Raw genomic sequence first — 26,276 nt, 5'->3', positions numbered from 1 at the left:
AAACTAAGTTTTCAGTTGCAACTCACTACTTACTCAACTAGGTAGTGATTCGCAACTGGTTGTAAATAGCAACTGGTTCTTGAAAATCTGTCACTCAACAAAGGAAAAAGACGATGACCCTCTCCTCCTCGATCTTCCGCAATTTCAGCGCCATCACGCTCGCGCTGCTCTATACCGTCTTCACGTTCGGTGTGGCTGTCACGCCTGCGCCCGTCCAGGCCAAAACACAGCCTGTCTATTACATCGCCGAGCTTGCTGCACCAACGCAGGAAGCCCGGGTCGTTGCACGCGGAATGGTTTGGCGCTGCGATGAAACGCGCTGCATTGCGGCGAAGAACAACTCACGCCCAATTAATATTTGCAAGCAACTCGTGCGTGAAACGGGCGCAGTAACCAGCTTCACTGCCAGCGGCGAAGCCTTTTCTGATGACGAACTAGCAAAATGTAACGGATAACCTGCCTTCAATAACGGACTCAACCCCCGCCCTGTCCGCCAATCGGCAGGGTGCCCTCCAAAGGCCTCCGGTGAACGCCGGGGGCCTTTTTTTTCAGCCTGCTACAGCAACCCTAGGGAAACCAGCTCCGCTTCTAGCCGGCGCGCGTCTTCGAAGTGGTGCGTGTGCCAGCCCAGCGCATCTGCCGCTGCGATATTCGCCGCATTGTCGTCCACAAACAGCATCGCGCTGGCAGGCGCTTCGAACCGTCGTTCGGCAAGATCAAAAATTGCCCGGTGCGGCTTTACCATTTCCTCATGTCCGGACACGACGATATCCCGAAACAAGTCGAAGACCGGTTCTGTCGGGCGATATTGCGACCAGAAATCAGTCCCGAAATTGGTAATCGCGAACAAGGGAACTCCACGCAGGTGCAACCGCTCGATCAATTCGGCTGTCCCGGGCACCCTTGCCGGAATGGTTTCAAGAAACCGTGCGCCATAAGCTTCGATCAGATCGGAATATTCGGGGAACTGGGCTGAGCGCTCTTCTATCATCTCAACAATCGGGCGGCCTGCATCATGCTGCATATGCCACACCTCGGTCACTACATTGGCCAAAAACCAGTCAAGCTGTTCCCTGTCGTCAATCAACTTCGCGAATAGCAGCCGCATGTCCCATTGAACGATGACCCTGCCCACATCGAACACCACTATATTTGGCTGATCGTTCATCGGGGCCCCTTCACCGATTGACTGCATTTCACACAGCAACGGCCCGCACTCCGTAAGGAGGCGGGCCGGTTCTGTTCAACGACCGCGCAATCCGCGCAGTCGGCCGCGCTATTGATTAGCCCTGACGGGCTTTGAAGCGGCGGTTGGTCTTGTTGATCACATATGTCCGGCCGCGGCGGCGAATCACGCGGCAATCACGGTGGCGGTTCTTCAGCGACTTAAGGCTGTTGCGGATTTTCATGGTCTTATTTTCCAAAAAGAAGGGCACCGGAGCAGGTCTCCGATGCCGGAATTTCAAGCGCGCAAGTAGGGTGCGAATCGCTTCGCGTCAAGTTGGAACCTGCCTGCGAAGCGCCCTAATCGCCTCTTATTTCACCAAGCTTGCGCTCCCATTGCAGCGCATGGCCGATGATTTCGTCCAGATCATCATGTTTCGGCTGCCATGGCAGCGTCGCACGAATCCGCGATGGATCGGAAATCAGCGACCCGGGGTCACCCGCACGCCTTGGTTCGATAATCCGCTTGATGGTCCGGTTAGTCACCCGGTCAACCGAATCGAGTACGTCGAGCACGGAGTAGCCCCCGCCATAACCACAATTCATCGTCAGGCTGCGCCCTGGCTGCTCGATCAGCGCCTCAAGCGCCAAAACATGGGCAGCGGCGAGGTCGGACACATGAATATAGTCGCGTACACCAGTGCCATCGGGTGTCTCAAAATCCGTGCCGAAAACCGCCACTGCATCACGTTTACCCAGTGCCGCCTCTACTGCCACCTTGATCAGATGCGTCGCGCCGGCGGTAGATTGCCCGCTACGCGCTTGCGGATCGGCACCAGCCACATTGAAATAGCGCAAGGCGCAATAGTTCAGATCATGCGCAAATGCTGTGTCCTTCAGCATCTGTTCGGTCATCAATTTAGACCAGCCATAGGGGTTGATCGGGACTTGCGGAGTGTTCTCGCTGACCTGAGAAACGTCTGGAACACCATAGGTCGCCGCAGTGGAGCTGAAGATGAAATGCGGCACTCCCGCTGTCACCGCAGCTTCAATCAGCGCGCGGCTTTTCACCGTATTGTTGTGATAATATTTAAGCGGGTTCTCGACCGACTCAGGCACGATAATCGAGCCCGCAAAATGCATAATTGCGCCGGTTCTCTGCTCGTCAAATATCCGGGCAAGCAAATCGCCATCTTCGATATCGCCTTCATATAGCGGTACGCCACCCGGCACGGCAAAGCGGAAACCGGTGGTGAGATTGTCGATAATTGCGACGTCCCATCCGGCATCCAACAACGCCAACACGGCATGGCTACCAATATAGCCGGCGCCGCCGGTTACCAATACGGAAGGTTTCGAGCTGTTAATCATGTTCCGCGCTTAGCAAACTCCTGCGACCTAATGGTTAACGGCCCAAGCATTTGCACCATATTTCGGCCATTTAACGGCACTGGCAACACGTCCAGACTGTCTGTAAGGCTGCGGCAGGAGTTCGCATCATGAAATTTTCGACATTCGCTCTTTCTGCATTCGGTGCCATTGCCGTATCCGCTTGTGTAGCCGGCCCACGCATTGACCCGGTCGAAGTGACCCGCTTCCATTCTGCTCAAGCGCAATTGGGAACAGGTACGATATTCATCGAATCGGCCCCTGGAATGGAAGGCGAAGATAGCGATCCGGTTGAAGCCGCCGCTTTTAAATCGGCCATTGCTGCAGAATTGACCGAACTTGGATACCGCGAGGTGCCACGCGCGCAAGCCCAGCAAATCGCGCAAGTCCGCGTTAACCGCTATGTCGCGCAGGCCGCCCAGAGACGCAGCCCCGTCAGCGTCGGTGCTGGCGGTTCGGCAGGTTCATACGGATCAGGCGTAGGGTTGGGCATTGGCATTAATCTTGGCGGCGGCAAGCGCGGGATGATTGGCACCGATATCGCCGTCATGATCCGCGATGCAGGAACCGGCGATGCCGTGTGGGAGGGCCGCGCCTCCATTTCCGTAAGTGATAATTCACAATTGGCCGATAATGGGCCAAACGCTAAAGCAATCGCCGATGCCCTGTTCAGCGAATTTCCGGGCAATAATGGCGAAACTGTAGAAGTAAGGGTCGCAAATTGAGTAATATCCAGATTGATGCCGCTTTTGACAGCGGAAACATCGAAGTTTTGTCCCTTGATGGCGCAAGCGCACGGCTTGCCATCAGGGCAGATCATATGTCCGAGTTTAAGCAGTGGTTCCATTTCCGCGTTAGCGGCATGGCCGGACGCGAGGTCGAATTGAAAATCGACCAGATGAACAGCTCTGCCTATCCGGCAGGCTGGCCCAATTACAATGCGCGCGTCAGCGAAGACCGTGAATATTGGGGCACCACAGAAACCGAATTCGACAAGAGCGAAGGCGATGGCACGCTCACAATTCGTTACACACCAGCCAGCGATATTGCCTATTTCGCCTATTTCGCGCCCTATTCGATGGAGCGGCATCACGATCTCGTCGCAGAGGCTGCTGCATGTGAGGGCGTATCCTATGAACGCCTAGGCGAAACGCTTGACGGGCAGCCAGTCGACTATCTTCGGATCGGTGAAGGCGATACTCAAGTCTGGCTTACTGGCCGCCAGCATCCCGGCGAAACCCAAGCAGAATGGTGGATGGAAGGCGCTCTCGAATGCTTGACCGATCCGACCGACACCGTCGCCCGTATGCTGCGCGAAAAATGCACCTTCCACATCGTGCCAAACTGCAATCCGGACGGGTCGCACCGCGGCCATTTGCGGACTAATGCGGTCGGCGTAAACCTCAACCGCGAATGGGCAGAACCAACGGCGGAGAAATCACCCGAAGTCCTCGTTATCCGCAACAAGATGGACGAAACCGGTGTGCATTTCGCAATGGATGTCCATGGTGACGAAGCCATCCCCGCAGTATTCCTCGCCGGATATGAGGGCATCCCCGGCCTGACCGACGAACATTACGCCGGTTTCGCCAATTATCAGGCAATCCTCGAACGCCGCACACCCGATTTCCAGACCAAGCTCGGCTACCCTAAAGCCGCGCCCGGCAAGGCCAATCTGTCAATGTGCACCACTCAAGTCGCCTACCGCTTCAAATGCCCCGCGATGACGCTTGAAATGCCGTATAAAGACAATGACGACGCACCTGATTCCGAACAAAACTTCTCACCTGAACGGTGCAAAGTGCTGGGCCGCGATTGTTTGGGGGCGTTGCTGGAGTTTTTGGAGGCTTAGGAGGCAGGAGCCTAAATCAAGCTTGCCGGTCCGAATGCCTCGGGTAGCAGCACGCTGAGTTTCACACGCTTCACTTCATCAGGCCCAACACATAGTATTTCGGGATCAGTCCCGCCCAATTGCGCCAGTTCGTTCAACACCTGCCGGCATCTACCGCATGGCGTGATCGGGTCATCGCCCGGCCCCGTTACCGCGACTGCCAGCAACCCGCCGCGCACGCCATCGGCCATTGCTTTGGATACGGCTATCGTCTCTGCGCACAGCGCGAGGCCATAGCTGGCGTTCTCTATATTGGTGCCGGTCACCACGCTGCCATCGGCGAAGCGCAATGCAGCGCCCACCGCGAAATTGGAATAGGGTGAATAGGATTGCTGCGCAGCCTCGCGTGCTGCGGCGATTAGGCTCTGGTCATTAGTATCGGTCACGGTCTCACCACCATCCATCTGATCGATTGCTGCGATGCTTCGCTGCGCAGGGCTTCGTTTGCGGTCCAGAACAGCCAGGGCCGTCCGGCATAGCTCGGTTCAAACCGCGTCCGGCTGAGCCACAAATCACGCTCAATCATCTGGCTGATCTTGTACCGACTTTCAAATTCGGGCGAGACTTTCAAGATCAGGCGCTTGCCAGTGTGATTTTCCACCTGGTTGATCAACGTGATCAATTCGCTTTCAACAGCCGCGTCGGGTACGCGCTTTTCGCAAATCTCTGCGGTGCGCGCCAGCTCGACTACCGGCGGCATCCATTGGCCGCCTCGAGGGACCATCACCACGAAATTGGCCGTCTGCCCGTCCGCCATCACGCAAGGATCGAACTGATGGACCGCGCCAATCTCCATGCCAGCCTCTTTTGCAGCATCAAGATTGCGCCCGAAGCGGCCATCCTTGCCCGATGCACCATCGCTGGCAGCGAGATAGGCGAAACTTGCGCCGAGCGCCTTGGCCGTGCGGAAGTTTACTTCGCCATCGTGGGCGCTGACGTAAATGCCTTGATCGGGAAAAACGCTTTCTTCAGGTGTCCAGTGCTGCATATCCCACCAGAACCAACCACCAGCCGTCATCACGACGAGCAGCAGCAGCGCGGCAATCCGCCACAGCCAACCGACTGATTTCTTTTTGCGCGCCATCTGCTTTCCCTCAGCCCTTGATGTGCAAAACGCAGATTAGCGTGAATAACCGCCGGGCTGTGGCGAAATCGGTTTCAACCTTGCCTTCCAGCCGTTCGAGCAGCAATTCAGCCGCACCATTATGAACCCCGCGCCGGGCCATATCGATGGTTTCGATTTCAGCTGCTGTGGCTTTGCGGATAGCCTGATAATAGCTGTCGCAGATGGCAAAATATTCGCGGATTGGGCGGCGAAAGCGAGCAAGACCAAGCACAATAGTTTCGAGCGATTCAGCCCCGGCCATTCCGATTGCCATGACCAACCGCCCGTCCTGAACCGCCAGTTTGAGATCATAAGGGCCGTTATGCCCGTTTTCGACCAAACGAATCGGTTTAAAGCTGTTTTCTTCGACCAGATCGAACATCGCAACGCGGCGTTCCTGCTCCACATCGGCGCTGCGCCACAGGATCGTATCTTCATCTAGATCGATCTTGGCAATACGCCAATGGTTGTGATTAGAACCGGTCATCATTGCGCCTTTCGCAGATGCAAAGGGGTTGCTGCAAGCCTTTCACGATTCATCCCCACTATCCACAGGGCAAGTGAGGCAAAGCAGCACTCTATATTTTGGCTGGGGACTTGCCATGCCGCCCCCATCCCGCGCAAAGAATGGCCATGTCCGACCAAGAACTGATTGAACGCACCGCCGCTGTTCCCATAAGCGAGAATGGCAGCGCCAACGGCACGCCCATCGGGCGCAGCCTGCCCGCAAATATCGAGGCGGAGGCGGCATTCTTGGGTGCGGTTCTGATCGACAATAAGGTCATCGAGGAACTGCCCACTCCGATTCGCCCGATCCATTTCTTCGAGCCGGTTCACCAGCGCGTCTATGAGCGGGTGCTAACATTGCTGGACCGTAATGCAGTAGTCACTCCGGTCACGCTAAAACCCTATTTCGAGGCTGACGAAGCGCTGAAGGAATTGGGCGGAATTACCTATCTGGCACGGCTTACTGCCGATGGTCAGGGTCTGCTCGCCCCGCGTGAATTGGCAGAGCAGATTTACGACCTCGCTTTGCTGCGCGAGTTGGTGACTGTAGGGCGCAATCTGGTCGAAGGCGCGCTGGATACATCAGAAGATGTTGCGCCGATGCAGCAGATTGAACAGGCGGAGGCATCCTTGTTCCAGGTGGCCGAAGGCGCTGCTGGACAGACAGAGGCATCATCTTTCAGTACCGCTTCGCACAAGGCGCTGGGCATGATCGAATTGGCGATCAACTCGGGCGGTAATATCTCGGGGAAGACCACCGGACTGACCAGCATCAACCAGAAGATAGGCGGGCTGCATGATTCCGATTTGATCATTCTTGCTGGGCGTCCGGGTATGGGCAAAACCTCGCTGGTGACCAATATCGGTTTCAATTGCGCGGATCGCTATCTGCGCGATATGGCTGACGGAATCGAAGAATCTGTCGGTGCGCCGGTGGCGTTTTTTAGCTTGGAGATGAGCGCCGATCAGCTGGCCACGCGTATCCTGTCCGAACAGGCGGGTATTTCGTCAGAAAAGCTGCGGATGGGCAAGATCAGTCGAGAAGAATTTCAGCAATTGAGTTTCGCCAGCCAGCGTCTGGCCGAACTGCCGCTGTATATTGATGACACTCCCGCGCTGACAATTGCAGCCCTGCGAACCCGCGCCCGGCGGTTGAAGCGCAAACATGGCATTGGTCTGATTATCGTCGATTACCTGCAATTGCTGCAAGGTTCAGGTCGCGCCAATGACAACCGCGTGAACGAGATTTCGGAGATTAGCCGTGGCCTCAAAACACTGGCCAAGGAACTGGAAGTGCCGGTTATTGCGCTGTCACAGCTAAGCCGGGCAGTCGAGCAACGCGAAGACAAAACCCCAATGCTGTCCGATTTGCGCGAATCAGGTTCGATTGAGCAAGACGCCGATATGGTCTGGTTTGTTTATCGTGAGGATTATTACATCCAATCAAAAGAGCCCAAGATGCCGGTCGAAACTGACGACCAGAAAGTGCACGAAGCCTATGAAGCTTGGCGCGCGCAGATGGAGCAAGTGTTTGGCTTAGCCGAGCTGGTCGTGGCCAAGCAGCGGCACGGTTCCACCGGCAAGGTTCGGATGAAGTTTGAAGCACGGATTACTAAGTTCTCCGACCTTGCCGACGATGATCCGCGCGCCAATTATGACAGCTCTATTGGCTAATCAGCTGTCGTTATTTAGTCCGCGCGCAGCGGTGTAATCCACCACAGAAACCATCGACCACCCGAACCACCATTTCAGCAACGACCATGGATTGCGCCATTTGCGATGCAGCTTGCGAGTAACTTCGATTGATGCATCCTGCATATCGTCTACCAATTCGCGCATCCGCGCTGCCAACGCTGCATCTTCGAAGCGGAACATCATTTCCAGATTTATCCGGATCGATCGATGATCGAAATTGGCGCTGCCAAAATAGACAATGTCATCTACAACGATCAGCTTCATATGGAGCTTGCAGGGTTGAAACTCATAGATGCGCCCTCCAGCCCTTAACGTGGCACCATATGTAGCGCGGGCCGCCGACATAGTGGTCTGGCTGTCTGACTTGCCAGCCATAATCAGGCGCAATTCTCCACGCTTTGCTATCTTACGAATAAGCCGCCGAAAACTGCGAGGCGGTGAGAAATAGGCCATCACCATGTCGAGCCGTGTCGCGCTAACCAGATCGCTTTTAACCTGGCGCGCCCAATTGCTCGGCGAACGTGTCGGCCCGCCGAGTGTCAGGCGTACTTTTCCATCACCGAGTTTCCAATCCTTGATCAATTTGCGCATAGCCCGGTATTGCGCGTTAGGGTTCTCGGTCCATTCGGCCAATTGCCCGTACCAGCGAAGCAAATCATCAACGACCGGGCCGGTCATCTTGCAACCCAGATCCTTCCACCCATTGTCGTTCGGGGGATCAAAATAATGATCCGAGACATTGAACCCGCCCACCATCGCGATTGTCTCGTCAGCGATGCAGATTTTCTGATGGTTGCGGATCAGATAACGGCGGCTGACTTTCGGGGTGAACACTGCAAAATGACCGCCCTGATCGATTATTGGCTGAAAAAACTTGTCTGGCGCATCGGTCCCGAACCGGTCCACCAACAAGTGAACGCTTACGCCGCGTCCAGCCGCACTGGCAATCGCATCACGAACCTGTGTTCCGGCGCCATCTTCCTGAAACATGTAATAGAACAGGTTGAGCGATGTTTCTGCCCTGTCGATGGTTTCTATGAGCGCCGCGAGCCGGTCTGCTCCCGCAGGGTAGAATGTAAGGTCATGGCCTTGAGCGGTGATAGAAAAAGCTTCTGGATCATTGTAGGAAGGTCGCTCGCTCGGAGTATGGCTCGTCTTATGGCTGGAGTCTTGCCTTGGGTCATGATTGGCCAAACGAAATTCCTTTTATTGACCGTGAGTCCTCGCGCTCTTGATAGGGCAAATGCCGGTCAGTCTTGCTCCTGCGTATGCACCAAAACGGCAATGGTTGCACATACTGCATTTTCTTGACTCGTAGCGCGCTTCGCCCTATTTAGCGCGCTTTCCTGAAACACAAGTTTTACTGGAGTGCCCTATGGCGCGTGTTACCGTCGAAGATTGCGTCGACAAGGTCCCCAACCGTTTTGATCTCGTTTTGCTTGCTGCGCAGCGCGCACGTGAAATTTCGGGCGGCGCTGAACTGACCATTGATCGGGACCGCGATAAAAACCCCGTCGTCGCTTTGCGCGAAGTGGCCGAACAAACAATCAAGCCCAAAGACCTTAAAGAAAGCGTCATCACCAGCTTGCAGAAAATCCTGCCTGACGACGAAGATGAAGCCGATGAAATCGGCTCGCTCAGCCAGTCTGCAGAAGCATTGCGGATCACCGCATCTGCTCCCGCCCGGTCAACCTCAATCGGTTCCGATTACGAAGGCTGACCGTATTATAAGAACTGTCCCTGCACGGGATACAAAAAGGGCCACTCCTTGACGGGGTGGCCCTTTTTGTATTCGGGTCTGCGAAAATATAACGGGGCGCAAGGCTAGTGGCAGTAATCGCGATTTACAGCGTGAAAGGCGGTGTGGGCAAAACCACGCTAGCGGCCAATCTTGCATGGTGTTCGGCCATGCAATCCTATCGATCGACGGTCTTGTGGGATTTGGATGCTGCCAACGGCGCGGGGTATTTGCTCGGCATAGAGCCCGATCCCAGACTGCGTGCAGAGGCAATGTTCGGGATCGCGCCGGACCCTGAAAAGCATCTTGTGAAGAGCGCTTACCCCAATCTAACGGTTCTGCCTGCCGATGAGAGTCTGCGTTCGATTGAAGCCTTGCTGTCACGTCCGGGACGTCGCAAGCATGTCGGGCGGATCACCAATGCACTCAGCCGAAAATACGAACGGATTATTCTCGATTGCCCTCCTGCAGTCAACGAACAGAGCCGTCAGATATTGCAGGCATCTGATATCGTGATCGTACCACTACCGCCATCGCCACTGTCGACCCGCGCATTCCAGCGCGTCGCCAAAGAGATTAAGGCATCCGGCCACCGGCACCCGCCAATTCTGCCAGTTCTTTCAATGATCGACATGCGCCGCACTCTACACCGCGAGGCGCGCGAAGCTGCCCCGGACTGGCCGGTGATACCCTTGGCCAGCGCGATGGAACAATGTGCTGTAAGGCAAAAGCCAGTTGGCGATTTCGCAACAAGTTGTTCAGCCGCCAAGGGAATAGGCAAATTATGGGCCGCAATTGAGGCGAAGACTGCCACCTTTGAAGCCTAGAAAATCACGGCACTCTAGCGCTGATAGGCTTGCTGCATTAGAAGCTATGGCATGAGCGGGGACATAGGCGAGATTTCAGGAGCCATCGGGGAGGCAGCGCAAGGCGCGGCCATCGCGCATGTGGCCGAGCCCGGAACCGGCAGCAGCAGCCAGGACCAGAGTCATACACACGAACAAGCTTGTCTGAATTGCGGAACGCCGCTGATGGGGGCGCATTGTTACGCTTGCGGGCAAAGGGCGCATGTTCACCGCACTCTGAAAGGGTTTCTGCACGATCTGGTGCACGGTGTGCTGCATTTTGAAGGCAAGTTCTGGCGCACAATGCCATTGCTAATCTGGCGCCCTGGCATTGTTATGCGCGAATATATCGACGGTAAACGGGCGAAATATCTCAGCCCGATCGCGCTGTTTTTGTTCACCGTATTTGTCAGCTTCGCGATCTTCAGCGTGTCCGGCGGTTTCGGAAATATTGAACCGGAAATCGACCCCGCAACCGCTGAAGAGATTGGCGCGAGAATCGAGCGTGCTGACGATCGCTTGGCGAAGCTTGGCCGGGATCTTGTCGCGGACGATGTGACGGCCGAAGAAGCGGCGGTCATCCGCGGGAAGATAACCGAAGAACAGCAGCAACGTGATTTGCTTGTTGCGGTTCTGGAGCAGGGCAAGATTACAGAAAGGCCCGGCGGACCGATTAAGATTGGCCTAGGCCCCGATGACCGGCAGATCGAGGCTGCCCAACCAGCACCTGAAGCGAACACTGAAGGCACCGCACAGGATGCTGGCCCCGCAGACGAAGCGGAGAATTGGATTGAAGCTTCATGGACAAAGCTGAAGGAAAACCCGACGCTGCTGCTCTATAAATTGCAGACCAACGTGTATAAATTGAGCTGGTTGCTGATCCCGTTGAGCTTGCCGTTTATGTGGATCTTGTTTCCGTTTAGCCGCCGGTTCAAGATGTATGATCACACCGTTTTTGTGACCTATTCGATCAGCTTTATGACGATGCTTGCGGTGATAATGTCATTCGGCATTGCTCTGGAAATTGTGCCCTTGGTGGCCATTCCGGCGCTCTATGCGCCTTTTCATCTCTACCGCTCGCTTCGCGGGGCTTATGATTTGAGCCGGTTTGGCGCCTTGTGGCGAATGCTGGTGCTGAGCATGTTCATCTGGTTATCGATGGCACTGTTCGCATTGATCATGATCGGCATTGTGATTTCTGGATAAAAAAGGGGCTCGCCGAATTGGTCGGCGAGCCCCTTTTTTTAATCTACCATCAGGATTGACTGAGATTACGCCCCTTCCGGTGCGCTATCCCCTGATCCGCCAAACTTCTTACCCGCTTTGGGAATTGACGAGCCAGCAATTGCTTTAATCGCCCCAGATCCCTTGGGTTTGTCGCTGCGTTCAAAGGAGCCCTTCTCCATCAGCTGGTCAATCTCGTCACCAGATAGCGTTTCAAACTCCAGCATCGCTTGAGCCAGCAAATGCAGCTTGTCTTCCTGAGACTTGAGGATGTCCTCAGCGCGTTTCAGACCGCCTTCAACCAACGATTTGATTTCGGCATCAATCAACTTGTTGGTCTCGGCTCCGGCCATTGTGCGCTGAGTCGAACCCATACCCAGATAGCCTTCTTGGCTGGCCTCATATTGAAGCGGGCCAAGCTTGTCCGACATACCCCATTTGGTCACCATATTGCGCGCTAGATCGGTCGCATATTGGATGTCCGAAGACGCACCGCTCGAGACTTTGCTATGACCGAAGATAATCTCCTCAGCCACACGGCCGCCCATCGCAACTGCTAGGTTCGCGTGCATCTTATCGCGGTGGTAAGAATAATTGTCCCTCTCCGGCAAACGCATCACCATACCAAGCGCCCGGCCGCGCGGAATGATTGTCGCTTTGTGAATCGGGTCGGATGCTTCCTCGTTAATCGAAACCAGCGCGTGACCCGCTTCGTGATAGGCAGTCATCTTCTTCTCATCATCGGTCATCACCATGGAGCGCCGCTCGGTGCCCATCATGACCTTGTCTTTCGCGTCTTCAAATTCCTGCATCGCAACCAGACGCTTGTTCCGGCGAGCTGCCAGCAACGCTGCCTCATTGACGAGGTTAGCGAGATCAGCGCCTGAGAAACCTGGTGTCCCTCGCGCAATCGTACGTGGATTGACATCGGGTGCCAATGGCACTTTCTTCATATGAACGCCGAGGATTTTCTCGCGGCCATCAATGTCAGGAATTGGCACCACGACTTGGCGATCGAAACGGCCCGGACGCAGCAGCGCAGGGTCGAGCACATCGGGGCGGTTAGTCGCGGCGATGATGATGATGCCTTCATTGGCTTCAAAACCATCCATTTCGACCAGCAGCTGGTTCAATGTCTGTTCGCGTTCGTCATTGGAATTGCCAATGCCGTTGCCGCGGTGGCGGCCAACCGCGTCGATCTCATCGATAAACACGATACAAGGCGCGTTTTTCTTTGCCTGTTCGAACATGTCGCGAACGCGGCTCGCGCCAACGCCGACAAACATTTCGACAAAATCAGAGCCTGAAATAGTGAAGAAGGGAACACCGGCTTCGCCAGCGATCGCACGGGCAAGCAATGTCTTCCCCGTACCGGGCGAGCCAACCAACAAAGCGCCTTTGGGGATTTGACCACCCAATTTCGAGAAGCGGTGCGGGTCTTTCAGAAATTCGACAATTTCTTCCAGCTCTTCGCGGGCTTCATCGATACCGGCAACGTCGTTAAATGTCACCTTGCCTTGGCGTTCGGTGAGCAATTTAGCTTTCGATTTGCCGAAGCCCATCGCGCCGCCCGCGCCGCCACCCTTTTGCACCTGTCGCAGAGCAAAAAATGCGATGCCGAGGATGAGAATAAATGGCAGCGACTGGATCAAAATCACCAGCAAAGGATTCATCCGTTCGACCGCAGCGCCCGAGTAACGGACATTGCTTTCATCAAGCAGCTTAGTCAGTCCCGTATCGGAGCCAACGGGAATGGTGGTGAACAATTCTCCCGATTTAAGCTTGCCGGTGATCTTGTCAGGAGCGATTTCAACGCTCTCGACAGTACCCTCGGCCACCTTGCCGCGGAACGCGGAATATTCCATCTCCTGCGATGGAGCCTGTCCGGCATTGCCGAACATCGTCACAACCAAGATCAGCGCCATGAAGATGCCGCCCCATACCACCAGGCTCTTGACCCATGGGTTTGGAGTTTGCGGTTCGTTCTCGTCGTTCATCGGGCTTGTATTCCTTTCACTTCGATAATGTAGGAGCAGACGGGTGAATGGCAAGCTAACGCCGCATTATCTATCGCGTTTGTTTTTGCGATTACTGTGATTGATATTCGCCAGATACAGCGTCAGCCATAGGCTTTGAGGAAAACGTTAACCGCGCCCTCAATCCTTTCGCGATTGCGTTCGGGGTCATTTGCAGCGCCAAACCGCCGCTCCAGATCGGCAAATCCCTTACACATTGAAACGAATTGCTCGGCGGCCAGCGGCAAATCATCAATCTGCAATCGTCCTTGGTCGACCTCATGCTGGAGCATAAGGCAAAATTGCATCCGCATCCGCCGCGGGCCTGCATCAAGAAACGAACGGCCCACTTCGGGCTCATGTTCGGTTTCCGCCGCAATCCGCAGTTCGAATCGAGTCATCTCAGGCCGGGCGAGGAAATTTGTCATCGCTATTCCCAAAGCCAGCAACCGCTCGCGCAAATTGCCTTCACTTTCCATATCGAGTGTGAAATGATCGCGCATCTGTTCACATTGATGCTCGACTGTCGCTACAAACAGACCGCGCTTGTCGCCGAAATGGTTGTACACGGTAACTTTGGATACACCGGCTTTGGCAGCCACTTGCTCGATTGCTGTGGCCGCAAAACCAACATCGAAAAACATCCCGGACGCAGCATGGACAATCGCCAAGCGTTTTTCCTCATCCGCCGGCCTTCCTAGCTTGCCCCCGGCCTTCGGAGTAAGTTTCTTTTCGATATCGATTGACAAAGTGAACGGCTCCGTTCAGCTAAACGCTACCGTTCAATAATGGGTCATGCGCTACCAATACGCAAGCCCTGAAGGTTTAACGAGGTTCGCGAGTGCTCTGGATTGCCATACGCATGCTCACGGGTGACAGGCAGAAGTTCTACGGACTTCTGTTTGGAATCGCGTTCTCGACTCTGCTTATTACTCAGCAATTGACGATTTTCGTCAATCTGATCGAACGCGGCGCGAGCGGCGCATACAACGTATCAAACGCCGACATTTGGGTGATGGACCCCGTCAGCCGGACCACCGACCTTGCTTATGCGATGCCTTCGACTGCACTCGACAAAGTGCGCGGTGTGGCGGGTGTTGATTGGGCTGTGCCGCACCTTAGAGCAAACGCCGCGGTCCGCACAAAGGACGGAGATCTGGAAGGCGTCGCAATCATTGGTGTCGATGATGCAACGCTGATCGGCCTGCCGAAGGGAATGATTGACGGCGACACATCGGTTTTATCACAGCCCGACTCGGTTATCATTGATGATGTCGGTGCAACCAAGATGTTTTCCAATCAAGATCCGGTAGGTCAACGACTCGAGCTTAACGACCAACGCGCCGTCGTGCGCGGCATTGCAGATGCTATTCCCAGCTTTACCAGCACCGTAGTGCTTTACACCAAATACAGCCAAGCGCTGCGATATGTGCCCGGAACCCGCAATCGGCTGACCTTCGTTCTGGTTGGCGCAACAGACGGCGTTGATCCGGTCGAATTAACCCAGCGTATCGAGGCCCAGACCGGGTTGAAGGCGCGTACCCGCGATCAATTTGCCAGTGACGGGGTCGATTTCATCATTGAAAACACTGGCATCCCGTTCAATTTCGGGATCACTGTAGTGCTCGGCTTTATCGTCGGGGTGGCGATTGTCGGACTGACCTTCAGCCTGTTCATCCGCGACAACATCAAGCAATTCGGGGCGCTTAAAGCAATCGGGGTTACAAATCGCAAGATAGCGGGAATGGTTGCGGTGCAGGCGGGAATGGTCGGCATTATCGGCTATTCGCTCGGAGTGCTGGGCACGGTCGGATTCATTTCAGCCTTTGCAAACAATCCGACGTTCAAGGGGTTCTATATCCCTTGGCAGATACCGCTAATCTCCTTTGCTGCGATGGTGTTGATCATCGCAATCACCGGGTGGATCGCGCTGCGCGGCGTGATGAAAACCGAACCGGCGGCGGTGTTCAGATGAGTGCCACCGAACCAAAACAAGCGGCCGAACCGGCAATCCGCACACGCGGGGTCACGCGGGACTTTACCGCCGGTCAGCAAACTATTCGGGTGCTGCACGGCATCGATCTCGATGTTTGCCCCGGCGAACTGACCTATCTGGTCGGCGAATCAGGGTCGGGGAAGACCACCATGATCTCGATAATGTGCGGCATTTTGTGGCCGACCGAGGGTGATGTTGAAGTCTTCGGGACCGATATTTACAGCCTGTCGGATACTGAATTGGTCAATTTCCGGTTGAAGAATATCGGTTTTATCTTCCAACAATATAATTTGATCCCCTCAATCGACGCAGCATCCAACGCGGCGGTCCCTTTGATTGCACAAGGGATGCACCGGCACGAAGCGCGCGACCGGGCGATCAGGATGCTCGAAAAGCTCAACATTGCTGATCAGGCTGACAAGCTGCCAAACCAGCTCTCTGGCGGGCAACAGCAACGGGTGGCCATCGCCCGCGCGCTCGTTCACGAACCGCGCCTTGTCGTTTGCGACGAACCGACTGCTGCGCTTGATGCGAAATCGGGCCGCAGGGTCATGGACTTGCTGCGCGAGGTGGGTGTCGCAGAGGACCGCTCGGTCATTATCGTGACCCACGATAACCGCATTTTTGACCTCGCTGACCGCATCCTCGTGCTTGAGGACGGCCGGATTATTCATGACGGCACCGAAATGCCTGAAGACCATTAGAACGGAATATCGCGATGGCATTGCTACCTCAAAATTTCAGCTTTTCGCGCAAGGCATTGCCGGTGATTGCTGTCATCGGCCTAATCTTCGCAGTAATCTTCATCTGGCGCGGCGTGCCCGACCGCGAATTGACCGAGCCTGATAAAGAGCCACCGCGCGCCACAGGCACCCTTGCTGATGCGTCGCGGGTGGCAGGTTCGGGCCTAGTTGAGCCTTCGAGCGAGATCGTGGATATCGGCACAGCCCTGTCGGGTCTGGTAACCGATCTTCGCGTGACGCCAGGCGATTATGTCGAGAAGGGCCAACCGCTATTCATCGTAGATGACCGCGCAATCCGCTCTCGCTTGAGTGAAACACAGGCCGCCATTGGTGAAGCTCGAGCCGCCATTGCAGAAGCGCAAACCACGCTTTCCACCGCGCAACAACAATTGGCACTGTATCGCAGTGTGGAAGATTCAGCCGCCGTAAGCCGATCCGAAGTAATACGCGCCGAGGGCGACGCATCGTCAGCGAGCAGCAGGTTGAGCTTGGCTCGTGCCCGCTTGCAAGCGGCAGAGGCCGCAGCTGGAAGCGCGCAGACAGAACTGAGCCGCTTAACCGTGCGCGCTCCGATGTCGGGGGAAATTCTCGAGGTGAACATCCGCCCGGGCGAATTTGTTTCGAACCAAGGCGGCGGAGGCGGTGCACCGTTCATCCGCATGGGACAGACACGGCCGCTTTATGTACGGGTCGACATCGACGAATCCGAAGCGACCCGGCTCGATATGGGGGCCGCCGCGCTTGTCTCTCCACGCGGTGCAGCGGAAAGCCAGGTAAAGGCAGCATTCGTTCGGGCCGAACCGCTGGTTGTGCCCAAAACTTCATTAACCAACAGTGCCACCGAGCGGGTCGATGTCCGCGTTCTGCAGGTATTGTATGAATTGCCCGCGACGGTTGAGGGCCAGCAAGCCCTGTTCCGCGTCGGCCAGCAAATCGACGCGTTTATTCCCGCGAAATCGGGCATGAAGAAGGTAGATGCAGAGTGAAACGCGCTGCCCTCCTCCTTTCGGCATCAATCAGCTTTGCGCTGGTTGGGTGCGTAGCTGGTCCGCCACCAGAAATCGCCACACCGGTTCCCGAGGTCCCACAAAGCTTCACCTATGCACCCACTGGCTCAGAGGCGGCGGCATTGGCAGATTTGCTTCCGAGCGATGACCGAGCCTTTCTCAGCCTTTCAAACGCCGCCTTTGCCAATTCACCGAGCCTGCTCGAAGCAGCTGCACGAGTCGATCGGGCGATAGCCGGGCGAGGCGCGGCGGCCGCCAGTCGCATGCCGCAAATTACCGGTAGCGGATCTGTAGAGGCGACCCGCACCAACCCCAACCAATTTGGCACCAATCTGCCGCAAGGCATTTCAATTGACACCGAACGCGTCGCTTATGGCGCGAACCTGTCGGCGGTTTGGGACCCAGATCTGTTTGGCCGGTTGCGCGCGCAGGAACGCTCAACTGCCCAGCGCGCCGAAGCAGCCGCAGCCGACGTTTCGGCTGTCCGTTTGTCTTTGACTGCCGAAATAGCAGGAGCGGTGATTGACTGGCGCACGCTCAGCGAGCGAGAGGCTGCGCTCAATGAAGATCTTGTCGCGGCAGAATCGCTGGTCGCGCTGGCTGATATTCGCGAGCGCGCAGGTATCGCCCCGGGCTTCGACCGGGTGCGCGCCGAAACCACGGCCGAGGCAAGCCGAAGCCGCCTCGCCGTGCTGGCTAACGAACGTCCACGCATTGTAGGCCGGCTGATAACATTAACAGCCCAACCAGCCTCCAGAGTCCGTGAGATTCTGGACATCAATGCACCTGAAACAAGATTATCCGCCGCGCCAGCCAGCCTGCCGTCGAATTTGCTTAACAACCGCCCTGACATTATCGCTGCCTCGGCAAGGCTGTCGGCAAGCGATTCTGACCTCGCTGCCACCGCCGCCAATCGCTTCCCGCAATTTACCCTGTCTGCCGCCTTGGGCCTGCTGACCTTTGACCTCGGGGACTTGTTTAATGATGACGCAGTCGTCGGATCTGTGGGCGGCTCACTGCTTGCACCGCTCCTGGAATTCGGGCGTATCGAAGCACAAATCGACGGTGCCGCGGCGGATAAGCGGATTGCCTTCCAATCCTATCGCGGACGCGTATTTGCGGCTTTGGGTGAAACCGAAGCGGCCTATGGACTGGTTGCCGCCGCCGATCGTGAATTGGCAGCGGCAACCCGCGAATATGCTAGCGCCAACCGCGCAGCGCAGCTTGCCGAGGTTCGATTTCGTGCTGGTTTAGCCAATTTCCTGACAGTTCTGGATGCCCGCCGTGCCGCCGATGCCTCGGGCGAGCGGGTCGCTGCGTCTCGCGGACGAGCCAGCCGGGCGCGAGTGTTACTATGGCAAGCGCTTGGTGGTAATAATGTTGGTTTGCCCGAATAGAGAGTTGGCGGATTAAAGAATGGTCCGGTCAATCATCCAATATGCGCCGGTAATGCCGATCGCATAAGCCGCCAATCTGATCACCTGCTCAGACCAAGGTTTCGCAAATCTGGCAAGAGCGGCGAGCGCCGCCAGCAGTCCGCCAATAACCAACAACTGCCCTGCCTCTACTCCAATATTGAACGCCAGCAGCGCCGGAATAATCTCGCCATCGGGCAATCCAATGGCATGCAGCGCACCGGCAAACCCAAAACCGTGAAGCAGGCCGAAGAGAAACGCGACCACCCCTGGATGGCGGCGTGCGAGCGAAGGGCTTTCACCAGCCGGACGGAGTATTTCGAGTGCTAAAAATATGATAGAAAGCGCGATCATCGCTTCAACAGGACGCTGTGACAATCCGACAAAGCCGAGCGCTGCTGCGGCCAATGTTACCGAATGTGAAAGGGTGAAGGCCGTAGCCGCCAGGATTACCGCCTTCGGCTTTCGCACCAGTAGCACCAGCGCAATGACAAACAGCAGATGGTCCCAGCCCACTAGAATATGCTCGACACCCAATACGAAATAGGTCCGTAAGACTTGAAGCGTACTTGGCTGTCTGGCGATTTTGGCCACCGGTTCCCGTCCGGTTAGTCGCAACGCTTGTGATGGTTCCTCCAACGGCTTGATTCGCACCAGCATATCCGATTGCCCGATCAGCCCCGGCATCCCGATAGTTTGGCCGCCCAGCGGCCCTTCACACCTTAGCTGAGCGGCGCCGATCACCGCTGCGCCCGATGTGCCAATTTCGGGTTCGCCGGCAAATTTGCAAAGGATCGGGATTTCCGGTGGTGAGGGCATGGTTGTCGGCGGTACGGAGAAGGTCTGCTTCCACACCAGCTGCCATTCCTGCGAGCTTTGCTGGGTTAGATCGATATATCCGGGCCGCAATTCATCTGCCTGCGCGGATGATGGCCACAGCAACAGCGCCAAAATCCAAAGCCAAGCTTTCATTCCTCAATGGTCACTTGATAGGCATCGCGCAGCAATTGGTAAGCATCTTCTCGCCGGGTCTCCAGCGTCTGCGCGCGCCAGTCATTCTCGGCCCGCTCTCGAATATCGGCGAGCGGCGGCACTTCGCCAGCATTGCGCTGCCGCAATCGGACGACATGCCACCCAAAACCCGAAGGGATGGGGCCTACCCACTCACCATCTGGTTGCAGCGCCATCAACCGTTCGAGGAAGATCACGCCAAACCGCCGCTCAATTTCGCCAGACCCGCTCATTTTTGACGTAGTAGGCAGGGAAATAACCTCCCCCATGCCTTGCCATTCAGTCATTTCAGGCAGCTGGCTCAACGCGGCTTCTGCAGCATCTTTCTCTGAGAAATAGAGCTGGTCGAAACTGTAATCGGTATCGGGGGCAAATCTTTGCGGATTGTCAGCCAACCAAGTTTCAAGCGTCGTGTCAGAAGGCTTAGCAGTCTCCGCAATGCTGGTGGCGAGGAAGTCCATCTTATTGGCCAATCGCTTGCGCACCACAGCATCGTCGCGGTCCAGCCCCAGCCGCAAGGCCTCCCGATACAGAACCTCTTCGCGCAGCCATGTCTGTATCAGACTGTCCAGTTCAGCATCAGTGGGCGAGCGGCTCATGGTCTGCTCCCAGCCCAATGCTAACCGCGCCTGATCCTCGCGCGTGACGGTAATCTCGCGGCTCGTCGGATCGGCGGGCTCTCCCTTCCACGCAAAGAACGCGAACAGGATTGCGCCAGCAATCAGGAAGTGGACGAGCGGCTCGCGCGCCCAATTCTTGAAGGTCATGCGCCGGTCGTCGCCTTTGCTGCCGGACCAATCCAGATTGGCGAAGTGTAGGCGCGTTCCTGCGCGACCGATCCCTTCAGCGCCTCCTCCGTCAAATCAAAGCCAAATTTTACGGCATCATATAGAGGCCAGCGCGGAGTCGGGATTTGCAGTACGCGAACATAGTAAAATGCGCTCTGACCTTCGCGATATTCGGGATCTATCCACACGGTCCGGAGTTCAGCCGCGCCAATATCATTGGTGTAGGTTGCTGTTAAGCGGTCGACTGTATCGCCAACACCCGGAATCTTTCCGCCAATTGCGCGCCGCTTATCCTCGTCAGACCACACGACATCGAACACTTTTTCGCGCGTGGCCCCGCTCGCATCAACCCAGCCCTTCACGATCTGCACCCGGTCAAGATGCGCGCCGTCCGGGTCCTTCAGCGCCGACACAATGAATTGCGGCGCGGAGCCACTATCGGTCAACTCGCCGCCCATCGGCACGCCACCCGCATAGGCAGATTCCACCCAGTCGCTGGCGAAATCGATGCCCGCAAAATCAAATCCACCGAAAAACCGCACGGTCATTCGCGGGCCAGTGGTCGCGTAAACTTCTCGCCGCATCATCGCGTCGAAAATCTCGGCCCGCGTGTTCCCTCTTGCCCACACGGCGGCATAGCCGCTGGCGAGATAATGCCAGCCAAACCGGCCCAGCCGCGTACCAAGATTTTGCGATTCAAGGGCGCGGCCCTCGCGGGGCTCGTTTCCGGTATGCTTGCCGAAGAAATTTTCCTCGTCTGCTGTGGCGAGCGAGGTGTGGCTATCGGTCGATCCGATCATCCCGAATTTATAGGGATTTGCGCCGGTCTGCTGCTCGATTGAAAGGCCGCGCTTCAATGCCTCACGCAGATACTCACCGGCGAACATCGAATTATCTTTTCCTGCACTTAGCGGCAAATTGCCGAGTTCCCAGCCCACATCACCGAAACCCGCGAATTCATCATTTGGAGATAGGAACGGGTGACTTTCACTGTCACCCTTAATCTGGGTTGCTTCTATCACAGGTTCCCGCAGGGCACGGCGGCGCGCGGATTCGGCCGTCATTGGCCCACCGTCAGCCTGCGTCATTTCGAACATCAGGCCGTTAGACAGGTTTGAATTATGCGGAATGGCTAGCACCCTGCCGCCAGTCGATTCCTCATAGGCATCCATATAGTCGAATAGGGCGTCAAGCTTGCCATCGATGCCGGGGAAAGGCAGCGTCTTGGATGTGCGCTCATACCCATCGCGGTACATGACGACCCGGTGCAAATTGTTGCCATCAGGCATCAACGTCCATTCATAACCGGCAATCGGAGTGAACTTGCCCGGCTCGTAATATTTATCGAGCGTGGCGAGATGCGCGTTCCAAATGTTGCGGGTGTTTTCCGCCGATGCTTCAGGATCACGCAACGCCGCGGGCAATGTGCCAGCTGCTGCGGCAGTGATCAGTTCGGCAATCGCCAATTGCGACTGCTCGGGCGATTCATGCATCATATCGTGCCACTTACGCAAAGTCGGATCCTGGATCAGCATGCGCGGAGCATCATAAAGACGCCGTGTCGCCCCCAGTCCGTCACTGTGATCGGCGATAACCAGAAAATCGAGCGGATGCGCCAATTGCGCTTTCATGCCCATTGTCGCTTTAACTTCATCTCCGCGCGCGAATTTAAGCGCTGCTTCTGGCCCCAGCCGCGTGCCAAAGCCGAATGCATCGATCGAATTGTCGGTGTGAAGGTGGGTGTCGCCCCACAGGACTTCTTGCGGATATCGGGTCAGAACAACTGCGGCTTCTGCACTGGCCGCTTTTTGTGCATTCGCGACCGGATCCTCACGCAGGAGAAGCCACCATATCCCGACTGCAACAACAGCGAGCAGGGCTATCACACCGAGAATCTTTTTAATCATTAGCATAACTCTCCCCGCCGCGCTTCTGCGCGGTCTTTTCATGATTACGTTGGCAGAAATGGCAGCACGGTCAAGCTAGGCGGAGGATTTCTTGAGCAATGCAGAACGCGTGCAACGGCACACGACTTCATCGCGTTGATTACGCATTTCATGGGTGAACGTGACGATCCCGGCAGTTGGGCGTGAACGCGATTCTTTTAGCCCAGTCACTTCGCTGCTGGCACGCAGTGTATCGCCGATGAATACCGGCTTGGGCATAACCAGATCGCCATAACCCAGATTGGCGACCAGCGTACCGAGCGTTGTATCGCCTACCGAAAGCCCGACCATCAGCGAGAAAGTGAAAGTCCCATTGACCAAAATCTGGCCAAATTCAGACTGTTTGGCGGCCTCTGCGTCAAGATGAAGCGGCTGCGGATTATGCGTCATAGTAGTGAACAGCAAATTGTCCGTTTCGGTCACCGTCCGCCGGATTTCATGCTCAATCCGGTCCGCTAAATTCCACTCATCAAAATACCGGCCTGCCATCATATTTTTCCTTATCCAGCCATGTGTCCACTCCTGTGCCACACAGCCTCTTGATTGCAAATGAAACTGGGTTCAAATCGCGGCCAAGAATCCGCTCCCTTTGTGAGACTACCGCCATGACTAGACCCGAGCCGCTTGACCGTTCGAAACTCCGACTTGCTTACCGGCAAGAGGAAGCTGCGTGTGTCACCGAGAGGGTCCGTCAAGCCGCGCCGGTAACTGCGCTGCATAACCAGGCAGCAAAGATGGCAGTCGGCTTGATCGAGGGCGCGCGCCGCCGCAAAGCCAGCGGCATCGATGCGTTCCTGCACCAATTCGGGCTTGATACGGATGAGGGTATCGCCCTGATGTGTCTGGCAGAAGCGCTGCTGCGCGTTCCCGATTTTGCGACCGCGGACATGCTGATCCGCGACAAAATAGGCGATATCGATTGGGGCGAGCATATGGGCGAAAGCTCATCCACCTTCGTTAATGCAGCGACGTTTTCCTTAATGCTAACCGGCGAAGTGCTGGAACGACCCGAGGAACATCAGCGCGGCATGGGTGCGACGTTGAAACGCGCGGTTGGCAAGCTGGGTGAGCCGGTGATCCGCAAAGCAACATTGCAAGCGATGCGAATTCTTGGCGGACAATTCGTATTTGGACGGACGATCAGGGAAGCGCTCAAACGCGCCGCGCCTGAACGCAAGCAAGGGCTGTCACACAGTTTCGACATGCTTGGCGAAGCGGCGATGACCTTTGCCGATGCGGAACGGTACCGCATTGCCTACGAACACGCCATCGACAGTCTGGTCAAAGAGGCAAAAGGTGGTTTCGCTAAATCGCCAGGAATCTCGGTGAAACTGTCGGCGCTGTATCCGAAATATGATTATCTCCACGCCGATGCCGCGAAGAGCGCACTCGTGCCGATATTGCGCGATCTCGCAATCAAAGCCCGTGATGCCGACATCCATTTCACTATCGACGCGGAAGAGGCCGAACGGCTGGAACTGTCGATGGACATTCTCGAAGCGCTAGCGGCGGATGACGCTGTGTTTGCTAATGGCACTGCGGAAGGCTGGCAGGGTTTCGGCCTAGCGATCCAGGCCTATGCAAAACGTGCCGAGCCGCTGTGCGAATGGGTGGTAAAACTGGCCCGCCGGTATGACCGCCGCTTCATGGTCCGGCTGGTAAAGGGTGCCTATTGGGACACCGAGATTAAGCTGAGCCAAGTTGGCGGCTTCAGCGATTATCCAGTGTTTACGCGAAAAGTCTCGACAGACATTTCTTACCTCGCTTGCGCAGCCAAATTGCTGGAAGCCAGCGATGCTATTTATCCCGCATTCGCTACTCATAATGCTTACACAATTGGCGCGGTCAAAGCCTTGGCGGGTGACAAGCCGTTTGAATTTCAACGTCTGCACGGCATGGGCGAGGATATTTATGAAGAGCTAGCCAAAAGCGAGGGAAGTTCGCCTACGTCGGTCCGTATTTATGCTCCGGTTGGCACGCATAAGGACTTGCTAGCCTATCTGGTTCGGCGCTTGCTGGAAAACGGCGCGAATTCCTCCTTCGTCAACCGGATGGCGGATGCCGAGGTGCCAGCTACGGAACTTGCTACCGATCCAGTTGCGGATTTGAAGGCGCTCGAGCCGATCCGTAATCCATCAATTCCATTGCCAACCGACATTTTTCCTGACCGGATCAACAGCGCCGGGATCGATCTGGCCGATCCGCTGATCCGCGAACCTTTGATGGCGCGGCTTGCTAAACTTGAATCAGTCCATTGGCATGCAGAACCTACTTTCTGCTCTGACGATCCCCATGAAGATGGCGCGGAAATCGCTCCGATCAATAAACCACACGATCTGACCAGCGAAGTCGGGACCCGCCGCGACAGCCTTCCCGAAGAAATCGAACGGGCAATCGGCATTGCGGCAAAAATTCAACCGGGTTGGAACGCCTTGGGCGGTGAGAATCGTGCGCTGCTACTCGAAGCCGCTGCCGACCTGTTTGAAGAGCATTCGGACGAGTTTCTGTCTCTTTGCCAACGTGAAGCGGGCAAGACTTTACCTGATGCAGTTTTGGAGTTGCGAGAAGCGGTCGACTTCCTGCGCTATTATGCCGGCGAGGCGCGAGGCTTATTCAGCGAGCCCTTCATGCTTCCCGGCCCCACCGGAGAAGAGAACCGCCTGAGCCTAGCTGGCCGAGGCGTGTTCGCAACGATCAGCCCTTGGAATTTTCCATTGGCTATCTTCATCGGCCCGGCAGCCGCAGCGCTTGCTGCAGGCAACAGTGTGGTGGCAAAGCCGGCGGAACAAACCCCGCTGATCGCATCGCTGGCCATTCGCCTATGCCACCAGGCTGGCATCCCTGAAGAAGTGCTCCAATTGCTGCCAGGCGCAGGCGATGTCGGGCAGCTTATCACATCCGATCCCCGACTGGCTGGCGTCGCCTTCACAGGTTCGACCGATACCGCCCGCGCCATCAACCGGACGCTCGCGGCGCGGGATGCTCCGATTGCAACCTTTGTGGCAGAGACTGGCGGGCAAAACGCAATGATTGTCGATAGCTCTGCCCTGCCCGAGCAGGTCACCCGCGATGTGGTAGCCAGCGCATTTCAAAGCGCAGGTCAGCGTTGTTCGGCATTGCGGATGCTGTATCTGCAAGACGATATTTTCGACGAAACCCTAGCTATGATACGCGGTGCATTTGAAGCGCTGGACATCGGCGATCCGGTCAAGCTTGCAACCGATGTGGGGCCGGTTATTGATCCTGACGCAAAGGCTGCTCTGGAGCGCCATGTTGCCCGCCGCAAGAAAGCGGGCCGCACTGTTTGGCGGCGCAAGATGCCCAAGGGAACGGGCGCAGGGTGTTATGTTGCGCCAACGATTATCGAGCTCGATTCAATCCTTGATTTAAAGCGAGAGAATTTTGGGCCAGTCCTCCATGTCGCTCGATTCAGATCTGAAGAGATTGAACAGGTTATCGACGATATCAACAGCACCGGATTTGGCCTGACACTCGGGCTCCACAGCCGCATCGAAGCAACGCGGCGCTTGGTCGAGGCGCGCGCAAGAGTGGGCAATTTCTACGTTAATCGCAACCAGATCGGCGCGGTGGTGGAAAGTCAGCCGTTTGGCGGAGAAGGCCTATCCGGCACTGGCCCCAAAGCGGGCGGCCCACATTATGTCACACGCTTTGCAACCGAACGGGTGGTGTGCATCGACACCACGGCGGCCGGCGGCAATGCGAGTCTGCTCGCTAGCTAGCCCTAATCGTGAGTTAGACATTTCATTGCAGGTTCACCCTTCTGTCGGCTAACAGGC

Annotated in this window: 25 protein-coding genes; 12 read left to right on the top strand and 13 right to left on the bottom strand. The window is 56.2% G+C overall.

The window, feature by feature from the left end; translation table 11 throughout:
* Positions 1–113: 113 nt before the first annotated feature.
* Positions 114–455: a CC_3452 family protein gene (locus GRI36_RS03965; RefSeq protein WP_160597288.1), complete on the top strand. Its 342-nt coding sequence runs from the start codon at positions 114–116 to the stop codon at positions 453–455.
* A gap of 101 nt (positions 456–556) precedes the next feature.
* Here GRI36_RS03965 and GRI36_RS03960 read toward each other — a convergent pair whose 3' ends face one another.
* The 3 genes from GRI36_RS03960 to galE form a co-directional block, all read right to left on the bottom strand.
* On the bottom strand, positions 557–1,168 hold the full coding sequence (locus tag GRI36_RS03960; protein WP_160597287.1) for an HAD-IA family hydrolase: 612 nt from the start codon (positions 1,166–1,168) through the stop codon (positions 557–559).
* A 115-nt stretch (positions 1,169–1,283) separates the two neighbouring features.
* Positions 1,284–1,409, bottom strand: coding sequence for a type B 50S ribosomal protein L36 (ykgO, locus tag GRI36_RS03955; protein WP_007165381.1), 126 nt, complete (start codon positions 1,407–1,409; stop codon positions 1,284–1,286).
* Between the two features lie 115 nt (positions 1,410–1,524).
* The gene (gene galE / locus GRI36_RS03950) at positions 1,525–2,535 is read right to left on the bottom strand and encodes a UDP-glucose 4-epimerase GalE (protein WP_160597286.1); all 1,011 of its coding nucleotides are present in this window, start codon (positions 2,533–2,535) and stop codon (positions 1,525–1,527) included.
* A 128-nt stretch (positions 2,536–2,663) separates the two neighbouring features.
* Here galE and GRI36_RS03945 point away from each other — a divergent pair, with 128 nt between their 5' ends.
* Positions 2,664–3,278, top strand: a complete 615-nt coding sequence (locus GRI36_RS03945; RefSeq protein ID WP_160597285.1) for a DUF4136 domain-containing protein — start codon at positions 2,664–2,666, stop codon at positions 3,276–3,278.
* Entirely contained in the window at positions 3,275–4,405 is a 1,131-nt protein-coding gene (locus GRI36_RS03940; protein WP_160597284.1) for a M14 family metallopeptidase, read from the top strand. The genes GRI36_RS03945 and GRI36_RS03940 overlap by 4 nt, the downstream gene beginning before the upstream one ends.
* 11 nt (positions 4,406–4,416) lie before the next feature.
* Here the strand turns inward: GRI36_RS03940 and GRI36_RS03935 are convergent, their stop codons facing one another.
* Genes GRI36_RS03935 through GRI36_RS03925 form a run of 3 tightly spaced genes read right to left on the bottom strand, consistent with a single transcriptional unit; the run spans position 4,417 to position 6,036 of the window.
* Positions 4,417–4,830 carry a cytidine deaminase gene (locus GRI36_RS03935; RefSeq protein ID WP_407985657.1) on the bottom strand — a complete coding sequence of 138 codons (414 nt, stop codon included), beginning with the start codon at positions 4,828–4,830 and terminating at the stop codon, positions 4,417–4,419.
* Complete coding sequence (locus GRI36_RS03930; protein WP_160597282.1) at positions 4,827–5,528, bottom strand: glycoside hydrolase family 25 protein; 702 nt, start codon at positions 5,526–5,528, stop codon at positions 4,827–4,829. The genes GRI36_RS03935 and GRI36_RS03930 overlap by 4 nt, the downstream gene beginning before the upstream one ends.
* A 10-nt stretch (positions 5,529–5,538) precedes the next feature.
* Positions 5,539–6,036 (bottom strand): UPF0262 family protein, encoded by a 498-nt coding sequence (locus GRI36_RS03925; RefSeq protein WP_160599037.1) that lies wholly within the window; start codon positions 6,034–6,036, stop codon positions 5,539–5,541.
* 146 nt (positions 6,037–6,182) lie between these two features.
* On the opposite strand from GRI36_RS03925, the gene GRI36_RS03920 reads away from it, so the two are divergent.
* Positions 6,183–7,730, top strand: coding sequence for a replicative DNA helicase (locus tag GRI36_RS03920; RefSeq protein WP_160597281.1), 1,548 nt, complete (start codon positions 6,183–6,185; stop codon positions 7,728–7,730).
* On the opposite strand, the gene GRI36_RS03915 is transcribed toward GRI36_RS03920, so the two are convergent.
* The gene (locus GRI36_RS03915; RefSeq protein WP_160597280.1) at positions 7,731–8,945 is read right to left on the bottom strand and encodes a phospholipase D-like domain-containing protein; all 1,215 of its coding nucleotides are present in this window, start codon (positions 8,943–8,945) and stop codon (positions 7,731–7,733) included.
* Positions 8,946–9,126: 181 nt separating this feature from the next.
* Here GRI36_RS03915 and rpoZ point away from each other — a divergent pair, with 181 nt between their 5' ends.
* The 3 genes from rpoZ to GRI36_RS03900 all read left to right on the top strand — a co-directional run bounded on the left by rpoZ (position 9,127) and on the right by GRI36_RS03900 (position 11,540).
* On the top strand, positions 9,127–9,471 hold the full coding sequence (gene rpoZ, locus GRI36_RS03910) for a DNA-directed RNA polymerase subunit omega (protein ID WP_160597279.1): 345 nt from the start codon (positions 9,127–9,129) through the stop codon (positions 9,469–9,471).
* Between the two features lie 107 nt (positions 9,472–9,578).
* Positions 9,579–10,316: a ParA family protein gene (locus GRI36_RS03905; RefSeq protein WP_160597278.1), complete on the top strand. Its 738-nt coding sequence runs from the start codon at positions 9,579–9,581 to the stop codon at positions 10,314–10,316.
* 51 nt (positions 10,317–10,367) lie between these two features.
* On the top strand, positions 10,368–11,540 hold the full coding sequence (locus tag GRI36_RS03900; protein WP_160597277.1) for a DUF3667 domain-containing protein: 1,173 nt from the start codon (positions 10,368–10,370) through the stop codon (positions 11,538–11,540).
* 65 nt (positions 11,541–11,605) lie between these two features.
* Here the strand turns inward: GRI36_RS03900 and ftsH are convergent, their stop codons facing one another.
* Positions 11,606–13,555, bottom strand: coding sequence for an ATP-dependent zinc metalloprotease FtsH (gene ftsH, locus GRI36_RS03895; protein ID WP_160597276.1), 1,950 nt, complete (start codon positions 13,553–13,555; stop codon positions 11,606–11,608).
* Positions 13,556–13,677: 122 nt separating this feature from the next.
* Positions 13,678–14,322 carry a TetR/AcrR family transcriptional regulator gene (locus GRI36_RS03890; protein ID WP_235902157.1) on the bottom strand — a complete coding sequence of 215 codons (645 nt, stop codon included), beginning with the start codon at positions 14,320–14,322 and terminating at the stop codon, positions 13,678–13,680.
* Between the two features lie 113 nt (positions 14,323–14,435).
* On the opposite strand from GRI36_RS03890, the gene GRI36_RS03885 reads away from it, so the two are divergent.
* Genes GRI36_RS03885 through GRI36_RS03870 form a run of 4 tightly spaced genes read left to right on the top strand, consistent with a single transcriptional unit; the run spans position 14,436 to position 18,716 of the window.
* Entirely contained in the window at positions 14,436–15,548 is a 1,113-nt protein-coding gene (locus GRI36_RS03885; RefSeq protein ID WP_202392112.1) for an ABC transporter permease, read from the top strand.
* Positions 15,545–16,273 carry an ABC transporter ATP-binding protein gene (locus GRI36_RS03880; RefSeq protein ID WP_160597274.1) on the top strand — a complete coding sequence of 243 codons (729 nt, stop codon included), beginning with the start codon at positions 15,545–15,547 and terminating at the stop codon, positions 16,271–16,273. Before GRI36_RS03885 ends, GRI36_RS03880 begins: the two co-directional genes overlap by 4 nt.
* Positions 16,274–16,287: 14 nt before the next feature.
* Entirely contained in the window at positions 16,288–17,298 is a 1,011-nt protein-coding gene (locus GRI36_RS03875; protein WP_160597273.1) for an efflux RND transporter periplasmic adaptor subunit, read from the top strand.
* Positions 17,295–18,716: an efflux transporter outer membrane subunit gene (locus GRI36_RS03870; protein WP_160597272.1), complete on the top strand. Its 1,422-nt coding sequence runs from the start codon at positions 17,295–17,297 to the stop codon at positions 18,714–18,716. The genes GRI36_RS03875 and GRI36_RS03870 overlap by 4 nt, the downstream gene beginning before the upstream one ends.
* 12 nt (positions 18,717–18,728) lie before the next feature.
* On the opposite strand, the gene GRI36_RS03865 is transcribed toward GRI36_RS03870, so the two are convergent.
* From GRI36_RS03865 to GRI36_RS03850, 4 genes are all read right to left on the bottom strand, one after another.
* On the bottom strand, positions 18,729–19,706 hold the full coding sequence (locus GRI36_RS03865; protein WP_160597271.1) for a HupE/UreJ family protein: 978 nt from the start codon (positions 19,704–19,706) through the stop codon (positions 18,729–18,731).
* A complete protein-coding gene (locus tag GRI36_RS03860; RefSeq protein ID WP_160597270.1) occupies positions 19,703–20,512 on the bottom strand; it encodes a peptidyl-prolyl cis-trans isomerase in 810 nt (269 codons plus the stop codon). Before GRI36_RS03860 ends, GRI36_RS03865 begins: the two co-directional genes overlap by 4 nt.
* On the bottom strand, positions 20,509–22,440 hold the full coding sequence (locus tag GRI36_RS03855; RefSeq protein WP_160597269.1) for a DUF3604 domain-containing protein: 1,932 nt from the start codon (positions 22,438–22,440) through the stop codon (positions 20,509–20,511). Before GRI36_RS03855 ends, GRI36_RS03860 begins: the two co-directional genes overlap by 4 nt.
* A gap of 75 nt (positions 22,441–22,515) precedes the next feature.
* A complete protein-coding gene (locus GRI36_RS03850; protein ID WP_160599035.1) occupies positions 22,516–22,968 on the bottom strand; it encodes a MaoC family dehydratase in 453 nt (150 codons plus the stop codon).
* Between the two features lie 116 nt (positions 22,969–23,084).
* Between GRI36_RS03850 and putA the strand changes: the two genes are divergently transcribed.
* Positions 23,085–26,219, top strand: a complete 3,135-nt coding sequence (gene putA / locus GRI36_RS03845) for a bifunctional proline dehydrogenase/L-glutamate gamma-semialdehyde dehydrogenase PutA (protein ID WP_160597268.1) — start codon at positions 23,085–23,087, stop codon at positions 26,217–26,219.
* Positions 26,220–26,276 lie beyond the last annotated feature (57 nt).

The sequence above is a fragment of the Pontixanthobacter gangjinensis genome, from assembly GCF_009827545.1.
Classification (GTDB): Bacteria; Pseudomonadota; Alphaproteobacteria; order Sphingomonadales; family Sphingomonadaceae; genus Pontixanthobacter; species Pontixanthobacter gangjinensis.
The sequence above is the reverse complement of the archived record's forward strand: the minus strand, read 5'-3'. Positions and strand labels throughout refer to the sequence as shown.